Below are 16,944 nucleotides of genomic sequence, written 5' to 3'. Positions count from 1 at the left end.
GAGACGCGATACATCGCGTCCCTCAATGAATAAGTGGGATTAGATTCTTTCTTCGCGGTGATCAATAATCACTACGCTTGGTTCTGTGTCGTGGCCTACAGCAGAGGAAACACGATCGCCTACAGTAGAGGAAGTGCGATCGCCTGTGATTGTGCTATCAACATTTCGGCGGTGTGTATCATGTAAATCAGTGGCATCAAAAACTGAGTATTCTTGAATACCACGACGTTTGAGGATAGCCTCAGCGTGTTGAATTTCGGTTTCTGTACCATCAACAATGATGAGGTAGTCACCTCGTTGGAAGCGATCGCTATAAACTCGCGCTTTGTCTTCAGGGATTCCCAAGCCCACTAGTCCGCCAACAATTCCACCTGCGGCTGCACCGAGAGCGCCACCTGCTAAAGTTGTAGCGATCGCGGTAGCAGCTGCACCACCTGCAATGACTGGCCCAACTCCGGGGATTGCCAAAGCACCCAATCCTACTAATAGACCGCCTAAAGCGCCTAAACCTCCACCTGTAGCGGCTCCAGCCTTGGCTCCTTCGTCGGCTTTATTACCATGAGCGAGGTTCGCACCAGTGGTTTTGCTATCACTGCTATCTTTGGCGATGAGGGAAACTTGATTCATGGAGAAACCTGCATCCCGCAATTCTGTTAATGCGGCTTCTGCATCTCGACGGTGAGGGAATACACCAATTGCTCTTCTACTTCTTTGTCTGGTTGTTGCGGGAGCCACATCTCGATGAGTAACGCCAGTGGCTGCTGCTGCGGTTCCAGGGGCATCATAAATATCGTAGTCTTCTATGCCACGACGACGCAGGACTGCTTCTGCTTGGGCGATTTCCGCATCTGTCCCGTCTACTATGACTAAATAGTGACCACGGCGTACACGGTCTTCATAACCTCTAGCTCGTTCTTCTGGGATTCCTAAACCGATTAACCCACCCAATAGACCACCAGCCACGGCACCAAGTCCAGCACCAGCAAGGGTTGTAGCCAATGTGGTTGCAGTTGCGCCTGCTAACATGATAGGTCCAATTCCAGGAATTGCCAGAGTGCCAAGACCAACTAATAAACCACCCAAGCCGCCTAAAGCACCGCCAGTAATAGCCCCTGTTTTAGCACCCTCGTCAGACTTATCGCCTACTTTCTCTCGCACAGGGCTACCAGCAATCTCTTCATTCCGGTCTGCATCCTGAGCAATGATAGAAATTCTATCCATTGCAAAACCAGATTGTTTCAATTCGTGGAGGGCTTGTTCAGCATCTCGGCGATGAGAAAATACGCCTACAGCACGTCTATGTACACCTACTACCATTGTTTAATTTCTCCCAACAACAAAAGACAAGATTAGGTAATTAATTTTTTAGAAAATAATTGATTTCATTACTTTCTATTTATCTCTGGCTTCTCAATTATTTTCATCAATCTGTTGGCTGAATTCATGGATCTGTCATTAGATATAGATGCTTTTTTGAGGTTAAAATGATAACAAAATTAAGAATTAATTGCTTATGAAACCAGCCATTTTGTAGATAGAAAAATTATTTATAGCGTCTTCTGGAATAATTATGTTTTCTGGTTGTAATTAAGTTAAAAAAATAAATCGTTCTATTGTCAAATTGTTTGTGGGTTGGAAAATACCCAGTTTACTATTTTGATTTTTGTAGAAATCAAATCTGACTTTTATAGTCTTAGCCCATATTTATAAGTGCAAAAATAATTATCTTCATTGTCTAAATAGCTAAACGAAAGATATAACCTTTGATAAATGTGGTTATTACCTGCGAAAGTGTAGAGCATTACCAACAATAACTAAGCTAAGAGATAAGCCCTTTATAAAGTAATGGGTATTTCATCTATCGGACGTAAGGTATAAGAATCCTATGTTCTACAATTTGGATAGTTTTTTAATTTATTCCTGGTTATCCTTGGGAATAGCAGGCACAAATAAATTGCCGGAAGTAATAGCTCCTACAGCAGTCCCTATTAGTTTTTCTGGGACGAAAATCTTAGTGGCTTTATTGGCTGGTACTCTGATGGCGATCGCCTTCCATTTACTATTAACTAATCTTTCTGTCGCCGTTGGCATTTCCACTTACGGCAAAAATCCCTATAGTGATGATGACGACGACTCAGAAAGTCTTGGTAAGCAAGTTAGAGAAGTAGAAGCAAAAGTTGGTAGTTGGGCAATAGTCACAGCCAGTATTGCTTTATTCGCTGCTACTTTCTTAGCAGTAAAATTGAGCTTAATCGCCAATACAACCTTAGGGGTAATTAGTGGTGTGGTCATTTGGTCTACCTACTTCTTTTTAATCATTTGGTTGGGTTCTTCCGCTTTAGGTTCATTTCTCGGTTCTATTATCAGCACAGTTAGCTCAGGGTTACAAGCTCTAACAGGGACGGCTACTAGCGCTATTGGTGCAGCAACAACTAGAAGCCAAATGGTATCCACAGCAGAAGATATTACAGCCGCAGTCCGGCGCGAATTAACCGCAGGTTTTGACCAGGATACGATTAAAAATACCCTACAAAGTTCTTTATCGTCACTACAATTACCACCACTAAACTTAAACGAAATCCGCAGTCAGTTTGACAAAATATTAGCTGATGTAGATTGGCAATCCCTCGGTGATAGTGATTTACTACAAGATGTGAATCGCCAAACATTTGTCGATTTAATTAGCGATCGCACCAATTTATCCCCAGCTAATATCAACCAAATTGCTGATCAACTACAAGCAGCTTGGCAGCAAGTTTCCCATCGCAGAAATCCCACAGAACAAGTAATTAATTTACTGCAATCTGCCACACCAGAAGAGTTAAAGTCGGAAGATTTAGGTGAACGTTTACAACAACTCGTGACATCTAGGAAAAATGGTAATGGTAGAAATGGGATGATGCAGCAAGCGGTGAAATATGGCATCAGCGCCGCCGTACCAGCAGTACTAGATCGGGTAGATGTTTCTGATATCGATGTAGACAGAATTACCAATCAACTGCAACAGTTACGAGATAAAGTTCAAGATATCGATGTCGAGAGAATCACCAAACAATTGCAACAGATTCGAGAGAAAACTACTGAGCAAATTAGTCACAGATTCTCACCCCCAAGTGATAACACGATCAAAACAGACGTAGAAGACTATATCCGCAATTCTTTCCCTTGGCATTTCAACCGCCTCACTATTAGAAATGAATTTCCGGATGTCATCTACGACCCACAGGCAGATCCTACAAATATCCGCCAGCAAATTGAACAATTAAACTCAAATGATTTTACTAACTGGCTGACACAACGAGGCGACCTGACAGAAGCCAAGGTGAAAGAAATTGCTCAAGACATGGAGAGTATCCGTCAGCAAGTTTTAGAAACAGTCCAGCAATCGGAGAAAGTCGAAAAAGGTCGAGAAATCCGCAGCCGTATCGAAAATTATCTCCGTGCTACTGGTAAACCAGAACTGAATTCTGAGGCAATTAACCGAGATTTTGGTAATTTGTTAACAGAAGCAGGACAGGAGTTTGCAGATATCAATACTCGCTTGCAAGGATTTGACCGAGAAGCCTTTGTACAAGTATTGTTGCAACGCCAAGATTTCAGTGAAGCAGAGGCTAATAATATTGTTAGTCAACTCGAAGGCATCCGCGATAATTTTCTCAATCAAGCCAGAGAAACCCAAGAACAAGCAACCACCAAAGCCAATGAACTATGGCAAAAGGTAGAGGAATATCTGCGTCACACCAAGAAAGAAGAGTTAAATCCTGACGCAATTAAGCGAGATTTGCGAGTGTTATTAGAAGACCCCCAAGTGGGCATTAATCTTTTACGATCGCGCTTATCTCAATTTGACCGTGATACCTTAGTACAGTTGCTCAATCAGCGTCAAGACTTAAGCGAGGAACAAATTAATCAAATTATCGATCAGGTAGAAGCTGTCAGAGATAGCGTTCTACAAGCACCCCAAGCCGTGGTGAACCAAGCTAAAGCACAATACGAAAAAACTACCACAGCGATCGCCAACTATCTCCGCAATACTAACCTAGAAGAACTCAACCCTGGAGGTATCAGGCAAGATTTGGCAACTTTACTCAGTGACCCCAAAGAAGGTGCGGTGGCGTTGAGACATCGGTTATCTCAAATTGACAGAGAAACCTTAGTCAAAATCCTCAGCCAACAGCAAAACTTGAGCGAAGACCAAGTTAATGGGATTATTGATCAACTACAAGACGCTATTAGGGATATTATCAGAGCGCCCCGCCGTTTTGCTAAACGTGCTACTCAAAGGGTTGCAGACTTTGAAGCCGGTTTAGAAGATTATTTACGTCAAACCAACAAAGAGGAACTGAACCCAGAAGGAATCAAACGTGATTTACAATTACTCTTGCGAGATCCACGCTTGGGAATTGGTAGTTTAGGCGATCGCGTTTCTAAGTTCGACCGTGCAACAATCGTGGCTTTACTCTCCCAACGGGAAGACATCTCAGAGGAAGAAGCCAACCGCATCGCCGATCAAATAGAGTCAGTCCGCAACACTATTACCGAACAAGTGCAGCAGATTCAGCATCAGTTACAGTCAGCAATTGACCAAGTCTTTGACAAGATTCGCAACTATCTCAACTCCCTGGATCGTCCAGAACTCAACTATGAAGGTATCCGTCAGGACTTTGCTAAATTATTTGATGACCCACAAGCTGGATTTGAAGCCTTACGCGATCGCCTCAGTCAATTTGACCGTGATACCCTAGTTGCAGTTCTCAGTTCCCGTGAGGATATCGCCAGAGAAGATGTTAACCGCATCATCGACCAAATCGAAGCCGCACGGGATAGCGTCCTACAACGCGCCGGACGCATCCAACAAGAAGCACAAAAACGCATCAAAGCCGTAAGACAGCAAGCCAGAAAACAAGTAGAAGAAACCAGAAAAACCGTTGCTAGCGCCGCCTGGTGGCTATTCGGTACAGCTTTCTCCTCTCTAGTCGCTAGTGCGATCGCTGGTGCATTAGCCGTTATGAATTAGGGGTGTAAGGGTGTAAGGGTTTAGGGGTTTAGGGGTTTTTAACCCAATCCCCAATCCCCAGTCCCCAATCCCCAGTCCCCAATCCCCAGTCCCCAATCCCCAATCCCCAATCCCCAATCCCCAGTCCCCAATCCCCCGTCCCCAATCCCCAATCCGCAGTCTTTTGAGTTCTAAATGATGAGAGAATATTAAATTGGCATCATAAAACTTTAAATACATACATCATGGCAAAAATCCAGTTTTCTAGAGGACTAGATGAAGAAGTAATTCCAGAAGTGCGTTTGACGCGATCGCGCACAGGTGACACTGGTACAGCAACTTTTATTTTTACAAATCCTAAAATTTTAGACCAAGGTACTACTGAAGATATTACCGGGATGTATTTAATTGACGAAGAAGGAGAAATTATCACCCGTGAGGTTAAGGGTAAATTTGTCAACGGTAGACCTGAAGGAGTAGAGGCTGTTTATGTGATGAAATCAGCCCAAGAATGGGAGCGTTTCATCAGATTTATGGAACGTTACGCCCAAGAAAACGATTTAGGATTCAGTAAATCTTAAAAGTCAACGGTCAACAGTGAGATAGTGCGTTCCTGTCGCCTTGCGTCGGAAAGCAACTATCGAACCCGTAAGGGTCAACGGTCAACGGTCAAGAGAGTTTTGGACTATTGACTATTGACTCTTGACTTATCCTCCCTACACATAATGGAAAAACCTCATCCAGATACACCAGGAATAACGGTAAATTGTGCGGTCGTGACTGTGAGCGATACACGTACCCCAGAGACAGATAAAAGCGGTCTTCTCATTCAACAGTTACTAATCGATGCAAATTATACTGTAGAAGCTTACGCAATTATTCCCGATGAACCAGCACTAATCCAAGCACAGTTGGCATTATTGAGTCAGAATTCTAATTTAGATGCGGTAATTTTTAATGGTGGTACAGGTATTGCACCGAGAGATACTACTTATGATGCTATTGAAAAACTATTAGAGAAAACCTTACCCGGATTTGGGGAAATATTTAGATATTTAAGTTATCAGGAAATTGGTTCACGAGCGATCGCCTCTCGTGCTATTGCAGGCGTATATCAAAATCAATTAATCTTCTCTCTTCCCGGTTCCAGCAACGCTGTGCGCTTAGGTATGGAAAAACTGATATTACCAGAACTCATTCACCTAGTTAGCCAAGTACGTAAATAAAACTACTCAGTGGGTAGGGTGTGTTGTCCCGCACAGAAGGCTGTTCAAAATCTATAACTAACTACCAAATAATCAAGGTTTTAAGCCTCTCCCCGCGTCGGGGAGAGGTATGGAGAGGGATTCTGTCAAATGTATTGAACTCCCACTACATTTGTACATGATTAGGGTTTTGAATCCCTTTTTCCCAAAATACTAAGAAGCTAAAGCAACTTCCACTAATTGCTGTAACTCACCTTTTTGGTAAAGTTCAATCAAAATATCGGAACCACCGATAAATTCACCATTGATATAAACTTGGGGAATTGTCGGCCAGTTGGAATATTCTTTAATACCCTGACGAATTTCTTGGTCTTCTAAAACGTTGATAGTCTCAAAAGGAACACCCAAAGTATTGAGAATCTGCACAACATTGTTAGAGAAGCCGCACTGAGGCATCAATTTGGTTCCCTTCATGAAAACCATAATTTTATTTTGTGTTATTAAATTACTAATTTTTTCGCTGGTTTCCTGTGTCATGGCTTTTGTATGTCCTAGTTTTGTGATTAGTTATTAGTCATTAGTCATTAGTTAGTTAGTCATTAGCCATTAGTCATTGATTTCTTACTGTTGACTATGGACTATTGACTGTGGACTATTGACTGGTTTCGGGAGTGTATGTTTTCAATGCTAAGGCGTGGATGGCTTCAGTTGACATAGCTTGCCGCAATGCACCATAAACTAACTGATGTTGTTGCACAAGTCTCTTACCTGCAAACTGCGATGAGACTACTGTCACCTGATAATGGTCGCCGCCACCGGTCAAGTCTTGCACCTGAACCTGCGCGTCTGGCAGTTCCGCCTTGATCATTGCTTCAACCTGCTGCGGAGTAATCATCGCAATTCCTGAAAAAACTTACTTTTCTATTATTAACAGATATATGGCTAGATGCTTCTAGTTTGGAAATAGGGACTGGGGATTGGGGATTGGGGATAATTACTTCTTAATTTTACTCCTCATAACCCTGCTTCCTTCGCATTTCCCATTACTAAAATATATAGATAGCATAAATGTCAAGAAACTTCTTTGCTCAAGATTACGAAAAAAAAGTACAAGCACAAAGATTAATTTTTACGGAAACTCTAGGTACAATACATAAGCCGCTTCCTTTTTCCTCAAGATCATGGGCAATACTTTTGGACATCTGTTTCGGATCACTACTTTTGGCGAGTCACATGGCGGAGGTGTGGGGGTTGTGATTGACGGCTGTCCCCCGCTACTCGAAATTTCTCCTGAGGAAATTCAACTGGAGTTAGACCGCAGACGACCTGGACAGAGTAAGATTACAACACCTCGTAAGGAAGCAGACACCTGTGAGATTTTGTCTGGGGTATATGAAGGCAAAACTCTGGGAACGCCAATATCAATTTTGGTGCGAAATAAAGATACTCGTCCCCAAGATTATGATGAGATGGCGCAAAAGTATCGTCCTTCCCATGCTGATGCAACTTATGATGCTAAATATGGGATTCGGAATTGGCAAGGTGGCGGTAGATCCTCAGCGCGGGAGACAATTGGTAGAGTAGCCGCAGGTGCGATCGCTAAAAAAATCCTCCGCCAAGTTGCTAATGTAGAAGTTATAGGCTACGTCAAGCGCATCAAAGATTTGGAAGGTGTTGTAGACCCGAATACCGTCACCCTAGACCAAGTAGAAAGCAACATTGTTCGTTGTCCTGATGGCGAATTAGCAGACCGCATGATTGAATTAATCGAACAAACAGGTAGACAAGGGGATTCTATCGGCGGTGTAGTGGAATGCGTAGCGCGGAATGTTCCTAAAGGCTTGGGTGAACCTGTATTCGATAAATTGGAAGCAGATATCGCCAAAGCTGTGATGTCTTTACCTGCTAGCAAAGGTTTTGAAATTGGTTCAGGTTTTGCTGGTACTCTACTCACAGGATTTGAGCATAATGACGAATATTATATTGATGAAAACGGTGAGATTCGCACAGTAACCAACCGTTCTGGTGGCATTCAAGGCGGTATTGCCAACGGCGAGAATATCATTTTGCGAGTTGCTTTTAAACCCACAGCCACAATTAGAAAAGAGCAAAAAACCGTCACTCGTGAAGGCGAAGAAACCCTATTAGCCGCCAAAGGTAGACATGATCCCTGCGTTCTACCCCGCGCAGTCCCGATGGTGGAAGCAATGGTAGCGTTGGTATTGTGCGATCATTTGTTACGCCATCACGGTCAGTGTAAGGTGCTATAACAATTCCTTTGCAATTTTAAATAGTACTTTTTTACTGGGTGGGTGTCTGACTCGCCCTTTTTTCTGGGTAAATTAATAGTATTAAAAAATACGCATAAGCAATTGCGTTACTACGTACTATAAAAATGAAACCAGATTCTCAAAATCGCTTAAAACACTTTGCTGCACTAAAATCTAAATACGCAGCGACTGAATATCAAGATTCGTCTTCCTGTAGCCCATTGTATTGTATCTTACGAAAAACTGACTTGGGTATTGAACTCAGTGATTTAGAATTTAATTGGTTGAGGGAATCTAAGTTAGATACAACGTTAAAATTTATCCAGAAAGAACAGCAACGTAGACAACAAGAATTGATAAATTTAGAGGTTGAATTTTCTCAGCTAAAGTCTAAATACAAAGCTAAAAAACATAATCTTCCTTGGCAATCTAGTAATCTATATTGTATAGTTTTAAAACTGGAATCAGGAAATCTGCTTACTGATTCAGAAAGTCAATGGTTGAGAGTAAATGGTCTCTCCGATACAGACACCATTGCTCAAGAAATAAAACAATTTACCCATCTTAAATATAAATACAAAGCCCATCAATATCAAAACGCATATCCTCATGACACATTATATAAAATACTCAAAAAATTAGATTTATCTGAAAGGTTAAATGATGATGAGTATAATTGGCTAATCAATCACCAGCTTTGGGAGACAGTAGAAATTTTTAAACAACAAGAGTCAGCAAAAGAAGCTGAATTTTCTGCACTCAAATCTAAGTATCAAGCTAGTAAATATCAAGATAAATCTCTATCCGATACTCTATATAAAATTCTCCTGAAAATTGAGGCTCAGGGTAAGCTAATTGATCAAGAAATTAAGTGGTTAAAACAGCAAGGATTCATCGAAACAATTGCCATTCTTCAAAAGTTGGAACAAGCACAAGAATTTGCTATCTTGAAAGTTAAATATAAAGCCAATCAATATAGTGATTCCTCGCCTAAAAGTCATCTGTATAAAGTCTTAAAAATAATTGAGGGAGGGAACTATCTATCTGATCAGGATATCAACTTCCTGAAAAAACGCAAGCTGACTGAGACTATACAAATTGCAGATGAAAAATATATCTATACTCTAAAATTAAAAATAAATTTGGGAGCGTTACTTAATGATTTAGAAATTATATGGCTGAAGAGTCATGGGCGTGACGATATCATTAATTTGGCTCAACAACAACACTTTGCAGAACTGAAAAGAACATATGGATTAGTAGATCCCTTGCTGCCAATTGAACCATTTTATACAATTATGCTCAAACTAGAGAAAGGAGGAAGATTAGATCCTTTGTTAGTAATTAAGCTGCAAGAAGAAGAAAAGTTATCTCGTCATGGAAAAATAGCTATTGCGCATTATAAGCTTGAAGCAGAGTTTTATGAACAAGAATTACAACATACTGGAAATAAATGGCATATTCCCACAGCTAGCAGTTATTGGCGCAAAGCAGATGAGCCAAAACAGTCTTTAAAAGTGACTGATTTGAGTTTAGACAAAATCAAAGAAAGCAAACTAAAGTCAGCAATTTTAGTTACTAGGGGTGGTGCATTTCGAGATATGAGCCAATTGGGCGATGCTGAAAATTGTGCCAGAAAAGCTATGGAGTATCATCCTGATAGTTATCAACCCTATACTTTAATGGGAGCAATTTTTTATGATCGTCACGATTATTCCCAAGGTGATTATTGGTTTGAACAAGCCATACAACGTGGTGCTAAAACTGAAGATATCGATGATGAAATAAAACGAGTATTACGCGGTACAAGAGATGAGATAAAACGGCATGAAGCCGCAGAATATTTACTACGGAAAGATGCAAGACGCTATTCTTGGGCTAAATCTTATCTCATCAAAGTCTCACGGTAATTGTAAAGAACCTGGGTTGCATTGCTATACTGTCTATCTGCATAGGTTACTAGATTTATTCACGACACTTTAAAAGTTTCCATTGTATACAGGTTTTGGTGGGCAATGCCCACCCTACGTTAGGGGGGGTTTTTCTTGCCTTATTACCCACGTTATATGAGGCGATCGCCTGCAAAAATTGTAATTTTGTGGTCTCCTAATGTAGGATGGTTGAGAATAAGGGCAAATTTGCCTAGAATAAAGCACTATTTTATCGAGTTATATTACATGGATTTTGTGACAGTCCTGGGTTTCGCTGCCGCTTTATTAACTACTTTTTCTTTTTTGCCACAGATGATTAAAACATGGCAAAGTAAATCAGCTAAAGATGTATCCTTTATTATGCTGATATTCTTTAATACTGGTATTTTCTTATGGCTAATCTATGGAATTATTTTGCAACAATTACCTGTGATCTTTGCTAATGCCACTACATTAGTTTTTAACATGATAATTCTATGGCTTAAAATTAAATATAGATAGATATACTTTGATCAAACTCCTGTGACATCTTCTTTATTTAACGCTGAACGCCTGTTATTTACCCCTGCTACACCAGAAACCAACGCCATACCACTGATATTTGCTTTCCCCAATGAGTACACAGTGGGTATCACTAGTTTGGGCTATCAGGTAGTATGGGCGACTTTGGCAATGCGTAGCGATGTGCAGGTGAGTCGTTTATTTACTGATACTTACGAACCACTTCCTAGAGAACCGGAAATTGTCGGCTTTTCTATTTCTTGGGAGTTGGATTATGTCAATATTTTAAATCTCCTGGAATCTTTACAAATTCCTATTCGCGCCAGTTTGCGTGATGATTCCCATCCCATCGTTTTTGGTGGTGGCCCTGTTCTCACTGCGAACCCCGAACCTTTTGCCGAATTTTTTGATGTAATTTTGCTGGGTGATGGGGAAAATCTGCTGGGTAATTTGATTGAGGCTTATAAGGAAGTCAGGAATGCTTCTAGGCAAACTCAACTGCAAGCACTCTCACAAGTACCGGGAATTTATGTTCCGAGTTTGTATGTGGTTGAGTATGAAGCAGCAGATGGGGTCATAAGTTCGATTCAGCCTATTTCCTCGGAAATTCCCCCAGTGGTGCAGAAGCAGACTTACCGAGGAAATACCCTGTCGGCTTCGACTGTAGTCACAGAAAAGGCGGCTTGGGAAAATATCTTCATGGTGGAGGTGGTGCGGAGTTGTCCAGAAATGTGCCGCTTTTGTATGGCAAGTTATCTAACCTTACCTTTTAGGACTGCTAGTTTGACAGATTCCTTAATTCCAGCGATTGAGAAAGGTTTACAAGTTACAAATCGGTTGGGGTTATTGGGTGCATCTGTAACTCAGCATCCAGAATTTGAGACGTTGCTAGATTATATCAGTCAGCCAAAGTATGACGATGTACGGCTGAGTATCGCTTCGGTGCGGACGAATACGGTAACAGAACAGTTAGCCAAAACTTTAGCCAAACGAGACACGCGATCGCTTACTATTGCAGTAGAAAGTGGTTCGGAAAAAGTCCGCCAAATTATCAACAAAAAACTACATAACGACGAAATCATCCAAGCCGCCATCAATGCTAAAGCCGGCGGTTTGACGGCTTTGAAACTCTACGGCATGGTGGGACTACCAGGGGAAACACCAGAAGACTTAGAGGCAACTGTAACCATGATGCGTAGTATAAAAAAAGCTGCCCCAGGACTGCGCTTAACACTGGGTTGTAGTACATTCGTGCCGAAAGCCCATACACCATTTCAATGGTATGGGGTCAATCGGCAAGCAGAAAAGCGGTTACAATCCTTGCAGAAACAGTTAAAACCCCAAGGGATAGATTTTCGCCCAGAAAGCTATAACTGGTCTATCATACAGGCTTTGATCTCCAGAGGCGATCGCCGCATCTCCCAACTTCTGGAACTCACCCGCGACTTTGGCGACTCTTTGGGTAGTTACAAACGTGCATTTAAGCAACTCAAAGGGCAAATCCCCGACTTAGAATTTTACGTCCATAGTGATTGGTCAACCGAGCAAATATTACCTTGGAGCCACTTGCAAGGGCCTTTGCCACAGTCTACACTACTAAAGCATCTGGCTGAAGCCACAAGTCATTTTCACAAAGAACTACAGCCATTAAATTAGTTTTGGTCAGTGGTCACTGGTTGGTAGTCAGTAGTAAGAATATTTGCACATTATTATTTGCTGCACTTTGAAAAAGCAAGGTAGTAACTTCACAAGGAAGGTATGAAATCCAATCCAAAAGCCACTGACAACTGTACAGACGCGATTAATCGCGTCTCTGACAACTGACAAGCGACTGATAAATTAATGCAAAATACAGCTGAATTTTACTGTGCTTATTGTGGGGAACCAAACTTAACCTTTATTGACTTGAGTGCTGGCGGACAGCAATCTTATATTGAAGATTGTCAGGTTTGTTGTCGCCCCAATATCTTATATGTGCGGGTTGACGAAGATACCCTAGACATCGAAATTGATACAGAATACGAAGGTTGAATATTAGGTTTTTCTTTCCATGCTGCACTTTCAACATACCTCAGTCATTAATGCGCCACCAGAAGTAGTTTGGAAATTCCATGAAAGACCGGATATTTTGCAACTGCTGACTCCACCTTGGCAACCAGTACGAGTCGTTCGCCGAGAGGGAGGATTAGAAGTAGGCGCAATCACAGAATTTAAATTATTTCTTGGCCCTGTACCCTTAACTTGGTTAGCGCGTCACACTGAATGCGAAAAATATCGCTTGTTTACTGATACACAAATATCAGGGCCTTTTGAATCTTGGGTTCATCGCCATAAATTTGAGCCAGAAAATGGGAAAACCAAGCTGATTGATGATGTTTCCTACGTTATGCCCGGTGGCGAGACAATAGAATTTATCGGCGGTTGGCTAATACAAGCACAACTTGAAGCCATGTTCCGCTACCGCCACTATGTCACAAAACGGGAGTGTGAATAGAGAAGTTTGCCAAAAATTAGGAGGGCTGTTAACCCTCCTAACCGCAAATAAAAGAAAATTTAACTAATACTCACTTATGGGCGTGGATTACCAAAATCCAAAATCACGAAATCACTAGCAGTCAGACTAGGCCTGCCGGAGAGAGTAGCAAAATGAGCGCCAGAACCCAAACCCGCAACATTACCATTTTGGTTATAGAACAAGCGACCACTACCAATACTGTAAACAATCAAAGCACTACTAATCGCTGCATCCATATCAGTATTAACACTGGCAAACTCACCACCAACATCCAGACTTTCACCAACCTCGGTAGTTAGGGCAGTGAAACTTGCCTTATCTAACATAATGGTATCTATTCCTACGGCAAAATCAGCAATGGTATCTATGCCAAAATCACCACTGCTAAAGGGATTACCCGTATCACCAAAAGTAAAGGTATCAGTACCACTACCACCGAACAACCTATCATTGCCCGCACCACCAAACAGCCAATCATCACCAGTGCCACCGTTGAGAGTGTCATTGCCATTACCACCAAGCAAGACATCATCGCCAACACCACCGTTGAGGTTGTCATTACCATCTAGCCCATAGAGGAAATTGTCCTCGTTATTCCCACGGATGTTATTATTACCCCTATTGCCTCTACCTTCTACAGCAGTACCTCTAAGGGTGAGAGCTTCGACGTTATCTGCTAAAAAGTAGTCCACCGTGGTAAACACTTCATCTTGACCACCATTGATAGCTTCTGTGATCACATCGTTGGAGTTATCTATATAGTAACGGTCATTACCTGCACCACCAGTCAGAGTGTTTGTACCACTACCACCTGTGAGGATATCATTACCATCACCACCGATGAGGGTATCATCACCAGCACCACCATTGAGGTTATCATCACCAGCGCCACCATTGAGGTTATCGTTACCAGCGCCACCATTGAGGTTATCGTTGCCACTACCACCTGTAAAAGTGACTGTGCCGACAAAGCTTCTCAGGTCAAAGGTTTCAACATTAGTGATAGTTGTGCCAGGGATGCTGGCTAGTTGATTGTTGACATTATTTAAGTCAAAGCTGATGGTGTCTGTATTTACGCCACCTTGAATAATTATTGTGTCTTGTCCATTTCCACCATTGAGGGTGTCATTTTGGCTGAGGTTGGCGATGTTGGTAATGAAGATATCACCTCCATCTCCACCATCAAATATATCTTTGGCACTGGTGGCTATGATTGTATTATTGTTGGCGGTGCCGTTGATGATATTGTCTGGCCGTCTGATTTCTAGGTTAAATATAGTGTTAACACTGAGGTTAGTTGTATCTGTGGCAGTAACTCTCAGGCTAAGGCTACCTAAATTATTCGTGGTAGGAGTACCAGTAAATCTGCGCATATCAGCATCAAAAGATAACCAACTGGGTAGAGGGCTACCATCGCTGCGGGTGGCTGAATACGTGAGTGTGTCGCCTGAGTCTGCATCAGCAAATGTGTTAGGGGCGATTTGAAAGTTAAATGCTGTGCCTGTTATGGCTGTTTGGTTAGAAATACTATTGGCTACTATCGGTGCATCATTAACAGAATTAATAGTAATGCCAACAGTCTGAGTATTACTACTAAAGGCTGTGGCATTGCCATTAACTGAAGCGTTCACTCCTGTAGTACCACTGGCTACACCATTAGAACCATCCCAGGCGCGGAAGGTGAGATTAGCTTGGCCATTGTAGTCAGCATTGGGGACAAAGCGAACTCTCGTATTTGTTTGTAGTTCCACCCGTGTAAGGTCACTAGAAGCTCTGGCAGAGGAGGTATTGTCACCAAGAAAAAGGAAATTGGGTGTTTCGTAAGGATCAAAAGGTAAAGAATTGATTGGGGAAGGTGCAGCAGTGGTGTGGTTGAATGCCGTATAATCACGCAGATTGCCACTTAAAATCGGCGTAGATAAACCCGTAGCAAACAGCTTGTAAGTGTTATTTTCAACAACCAGATTATAACGGGTGACTTCCGTGGTTGTGTTTCTGAAAGCTCGTTCTGTGGTGCTGTGGGTAAACAATGGACTAGCAGTCTGCGCCCAAATTTCATCCATCCAGAAGCCTAGTTCAATTGCTTTGGTTTTGTCACTTGTGACAACAATGACGCTAAAACCAGCACGGTCTTGAATGCCATCACCGTTATCGTCACTAGTGTGGGTTTCACTGTTAATTTTCACATCAAAACTGATCGTGAAGCCTTTAACAGGATCAAGCACAGGAAATGATTGATTAAATAAAACTGGGGCGTAACTATTGTAATTACTGTAACCTGATGACCCAGTTGAAGGTGTAAATCCCAATGATGACGAAGCAGGCGTAGTATTACTATTTAATTGAGTACCACCACTAATCTGAGACTGAGTACCACCAAAACCAAGCACATTCCCTACTATAGGAAGAGTAATAGCAGGAGATGCACCAAACTTGAGCCAGCCTTGGGAAGTGGGTAAACTACCTAATGAGCCATCATATAGTCTGATGCTAGGAAGTAGTAATGTAGCTGAGTTATCAGAAACAGTACCAAAGTTGATCCAATTAACACCGCCATCAAGAGAATATTGCCAACTACCGTTGTTGTTATCTGCTCCGGTGACAGCAATTCCTTGGGGGTCTGGGTCACCGTCGCTAATTAAGCCTCTTACTAGGTCAGCAAGTAAGCTACCCCTGTTACTGATGAGGGGTGCATCCTCATTAATATTTGGTAGAGTGGGGGTTCCGGCGTTGATGGTTGGTGCTGTGTCGTTAACAGAGGTAACAGTAATGGAGGCTCCTTCATAGTCTGTACTGAAGGCAGTTGTTCCACCTTTACCAGCCAAAATACTCGCTGTGTTACCTGACGTACCTGTTGTTTGATCCCAAGCGTAGAAGTTAATATCGGCAGTACCGCTAAAGTTAGTGTTGGGGCGAAAGCGGATTTTAGTATTGGTATTTGATGGTAGTAACCGTGCTGCATTTAGCAATGGTGTTCCAAAGGCATTCCAATTAGTTCCATTATTCAAGGTATATTCCCAAACACCGTTACTGTTATCAACGAAGGTAACGGCAATGCCTTTTAACGCATTAACGTCAGGGTCACTTATGGAGTTACCGATGATTTCAGAGACTAGAGTACCAGTGTTACTGGCAATAACAATATCTTCAGTAATAGAAATTAGTGTAGGATTACCCGTATTGTTCAGCGTAGGCGCGGTATTAGCCATAATTTTTGTGATTCTTATGTTTTGAGAACAATAATTGATCTAACGCAGATATTTAAGGAGGGCTTTTAACCCTCCTCATCGCAAACAAAAGAAAATAATGCTGACTTAACGTGAGTTTGATGAACCTATCCGGGCCGGGGGTCGGGGAGAGGGGCAAAAATCTTCTTCGTTTTCAAGGTAAAAAATCAGGTTTTCAAAGCCTCACTAACCCTGTGGTTGATTACCAGACTCAAAAATTACAAAATTACTAGCACTCAGGGTGGGAGCGCCGGAGAGAGTAGCAAAGTGAGCGCCAGAACCCAAACCCGCAGCACTAC

At 42.0% G+C, this 16,944-nt stretch carries 14 protein-coding genes; 9 read left to right on the top strand and 5 right to left on the bottom strand.

Features of this window, described 5'->3' with window-relative positions; all coding sequences use genetic code 11:
- Positions 1 to 39 precede the first annotated feature (39 nt).
- Positions 40 to 1,317, bottom strand: a complete 1,278-nt coding sequence (locus tag ACM5QX_RS08755; RefSeq protein ID WP_414753205.1) for a general stress protein — start codon at positions 1,315 to 1,317, stop codon at positions 40 to 42.
- A 568-nt stretch (positions 1,318 to 1,885) separates the two neighbouring features.
- Here ACM5QX_RS08755 and ACM5QX_RS08750 point away from each other — a divergent pair.
- Positions 1,886 to 5,017: an MFS transporter gene (locus ACM5QX_RS08750; RefSeq protein WP_414753204.1), complete on the top strand. Its 3,132-nt coding sequence runs from the start codon at positions 1,886 to 1,888 to the stop codon at positions 5,015 to 5,017.
- Here the strand turns inward: ACM5QX_RS08750 and ACM5QX_RS08745 are convergent.
- Complete coding sequence (locus tag ACM5QX_RS08745; protein ID WP_414753202.1) at positions 5,000 to 5,236, bottom strand: hypothetical protein; 237 nt, start codon at positions 5,234 to 5,236, stop codon at positions 5,000 to 5,002. The two genes, ACM5QX_RS08750 and ACM5QX_RS08745, sit on opposite strands and share 18 nt — an antisense overlap.
- Before the next feature lie 5 nt (positions 5,237 to 5,241).
- On the opposite strand from ACM5QX_RS08745, the gene psb28 reads away from it, so the two are divergent.
- Together psb28 and ACM5QX_RS08735 are read left to right on the top strand one after the other, a co-directional pair.
- A complete protein-coding gene (gene psb28 / locus ACM5QX_RS08740; RefSeq protein WP_011317464.1) occupies positions 5,242 to 5,577 on the top strand; it encodes a photosystem II reaction center protein Psb28 in 336 nt (111 codons plus the stop codon).
- 141 nt (positions 5,578 to 5,718) lie between these two features.
- Entirely contained in the window at positions 5,719 to 6,222 is a 504-nt protein-coding gene (locus ACM5QX_RS08735; RefSeq protein ID WP_414753296.1) for a MogA/MoaB family molybdenum cofactor biosynthesis protein, read from the top strand.
- Positions 6,223 to 6,414: 192 nt separating this feature from the next.
- Here ACM5QX_RS08735 and grxD read toward each other — a convergent pair whose 3' ends face one another.
- On the bottom strand, positions 6,415 to 6,738 hold the full coding sequence (grxD, locus tag ACM5QX_RS08730; RefSeq protein ID WP_011317462.1) for a Grx4 family monothiol glutaredoxin: 324 nt from the start codon (positions 6,736 to 6,738) through the stop codon (positions 6,415 to 6,417).
- A 115-nt stretch (positions 6,739 to 6,853) separates the two neighbouring features.
- Positions 6,854 to 7,096, bottom strand: a complete 243-nt coding sequence (locus ACM5QX_RS08725; protein ID WP_011317461.1) for a BolA family protein — start codon at positions 7,094 to 7,096, stop codon at positions 6,854 to 6,856.
- Between the two features lie 286 nt (positions 7,097 to 7,382).
- On the opposite strand from ACM5QX_RS08725, the gene aroC reads away from it, so the two are divergent.
- The 6 genes from aroC (at position 7,383) to ACM5QX_RS08695 (ending at position 13,397) form a co-directional block, all read left to right on the top strand.
- On the top strand, positions 7,383 to 8,471 hold the full coding sequence (gene aroC, locus ACM5QX_RS08720) for a chorismate synthase (protein WP_010994971.1): 1,089 nt from the start codon (positions 7,383 to 7,385) through the stop codon (positions 8,469 to 8,471).
- Between the two features lie 125 nt (positions 8,472 to 8,596).
- The gene (locus ACM5QX_RS08715) at positions 8,597 to 10,381 is read left to right on the top strand and encodes a hypothetical protein (protein ID WP_414753201.1); all 1,785 of its coding nucleotides are present in this window, start codon (positions 8,597 to 8,599) and stop codon (positions 10,379 to 10,381) included.
- A gap of 267 nt (positions 10,382 to 10,648) precedes the next feature.
- On the top strand, positions 10,649 to 10,903 hold the full coding sequence (locus ACM5QX_RS08710) for a SemiSWEET family sugar transporter (RefSeq protein ID WP_010994969.1): 255 nt from the start codon (positions 10,649 to 10,651) through the stop codon (positions 10,901 to 10,903).
- A gap of 21 nt (positions 10,904 to 10,924) precedes the next feature.
- Entirely contained in the window at positions 10,925 to 12,559 is a 1,635-nt protein-coding gene (locus tag ACM5QX_RS08705; RefSeq protein ID WP_414753200.1) for a B12-binding domain-containing radical SAM protein, read from the top strand.
- 186 nt (positions 12,560 to 12,745) lie between these two features.
- Positions 12,746 to 12,934 carry a CPXCG motif-containing cysteine-rich protein gene (locus tag ACM5QX_RS08700; RefSeq protein WP_010994967.1) on the top strand — a complete coding sequence of 63 codons (189 nt, stop codon included), beginning with the start codon at positions 12,746 to 12,748 and terminating at the stop codon, positions 12,932 to 12,934.
- Positions 12,935 to 12,953: 19 nt separating this feature from the next.
- Positions 12,954 to 13,397 (top strand): SRPBCC family protein, encoded by a 444-nt coding sequence (locus tag ACM5QX_RS08695; protein ID WP_414753199.1) that lies wholly within the window; start codon positions 12,954 to 12,956, stop codon positions 13,395 to 13,397.
- Positions 13,398 to 13,471: 74 nt separating this feature from the next.
- Here ACM5QX_RS08695 and ACM5QX_RS08690 read toward each other — a convergent pair whose 3' ends face one another.
- On the bottom strand, positions 13,472 to 16,627 hold the full coding sequence (locus ACM5QX_RS08690; RefSeq protein ID WP_414753198.1) for a putative Ig domain-containing protein: 3,156 nt from the start codon (positions 16,625 to 16,627) through the stop codon (positions 13,472 to 13,474).
- Positions 16,628 to 16,944: the final 317 nt, after the last annotated feature.

It is taken from the genome of Anabaena sp. CCY 9910, from assembly GCF_963920875.1.
In the GTDB taxonomy this organism is placed as follows: Bacteria; Cyanobacteriota; Cyanobacteriia; order Cyanobacteriales; family Nostocaceae; genus Trichormus; species Trichormus variabilis.
The sequence above is the reverse complement of the archived record's forward strand: the minus strand, read 5'-3'. Positions and strand labels throughout refer to the sequence as shown.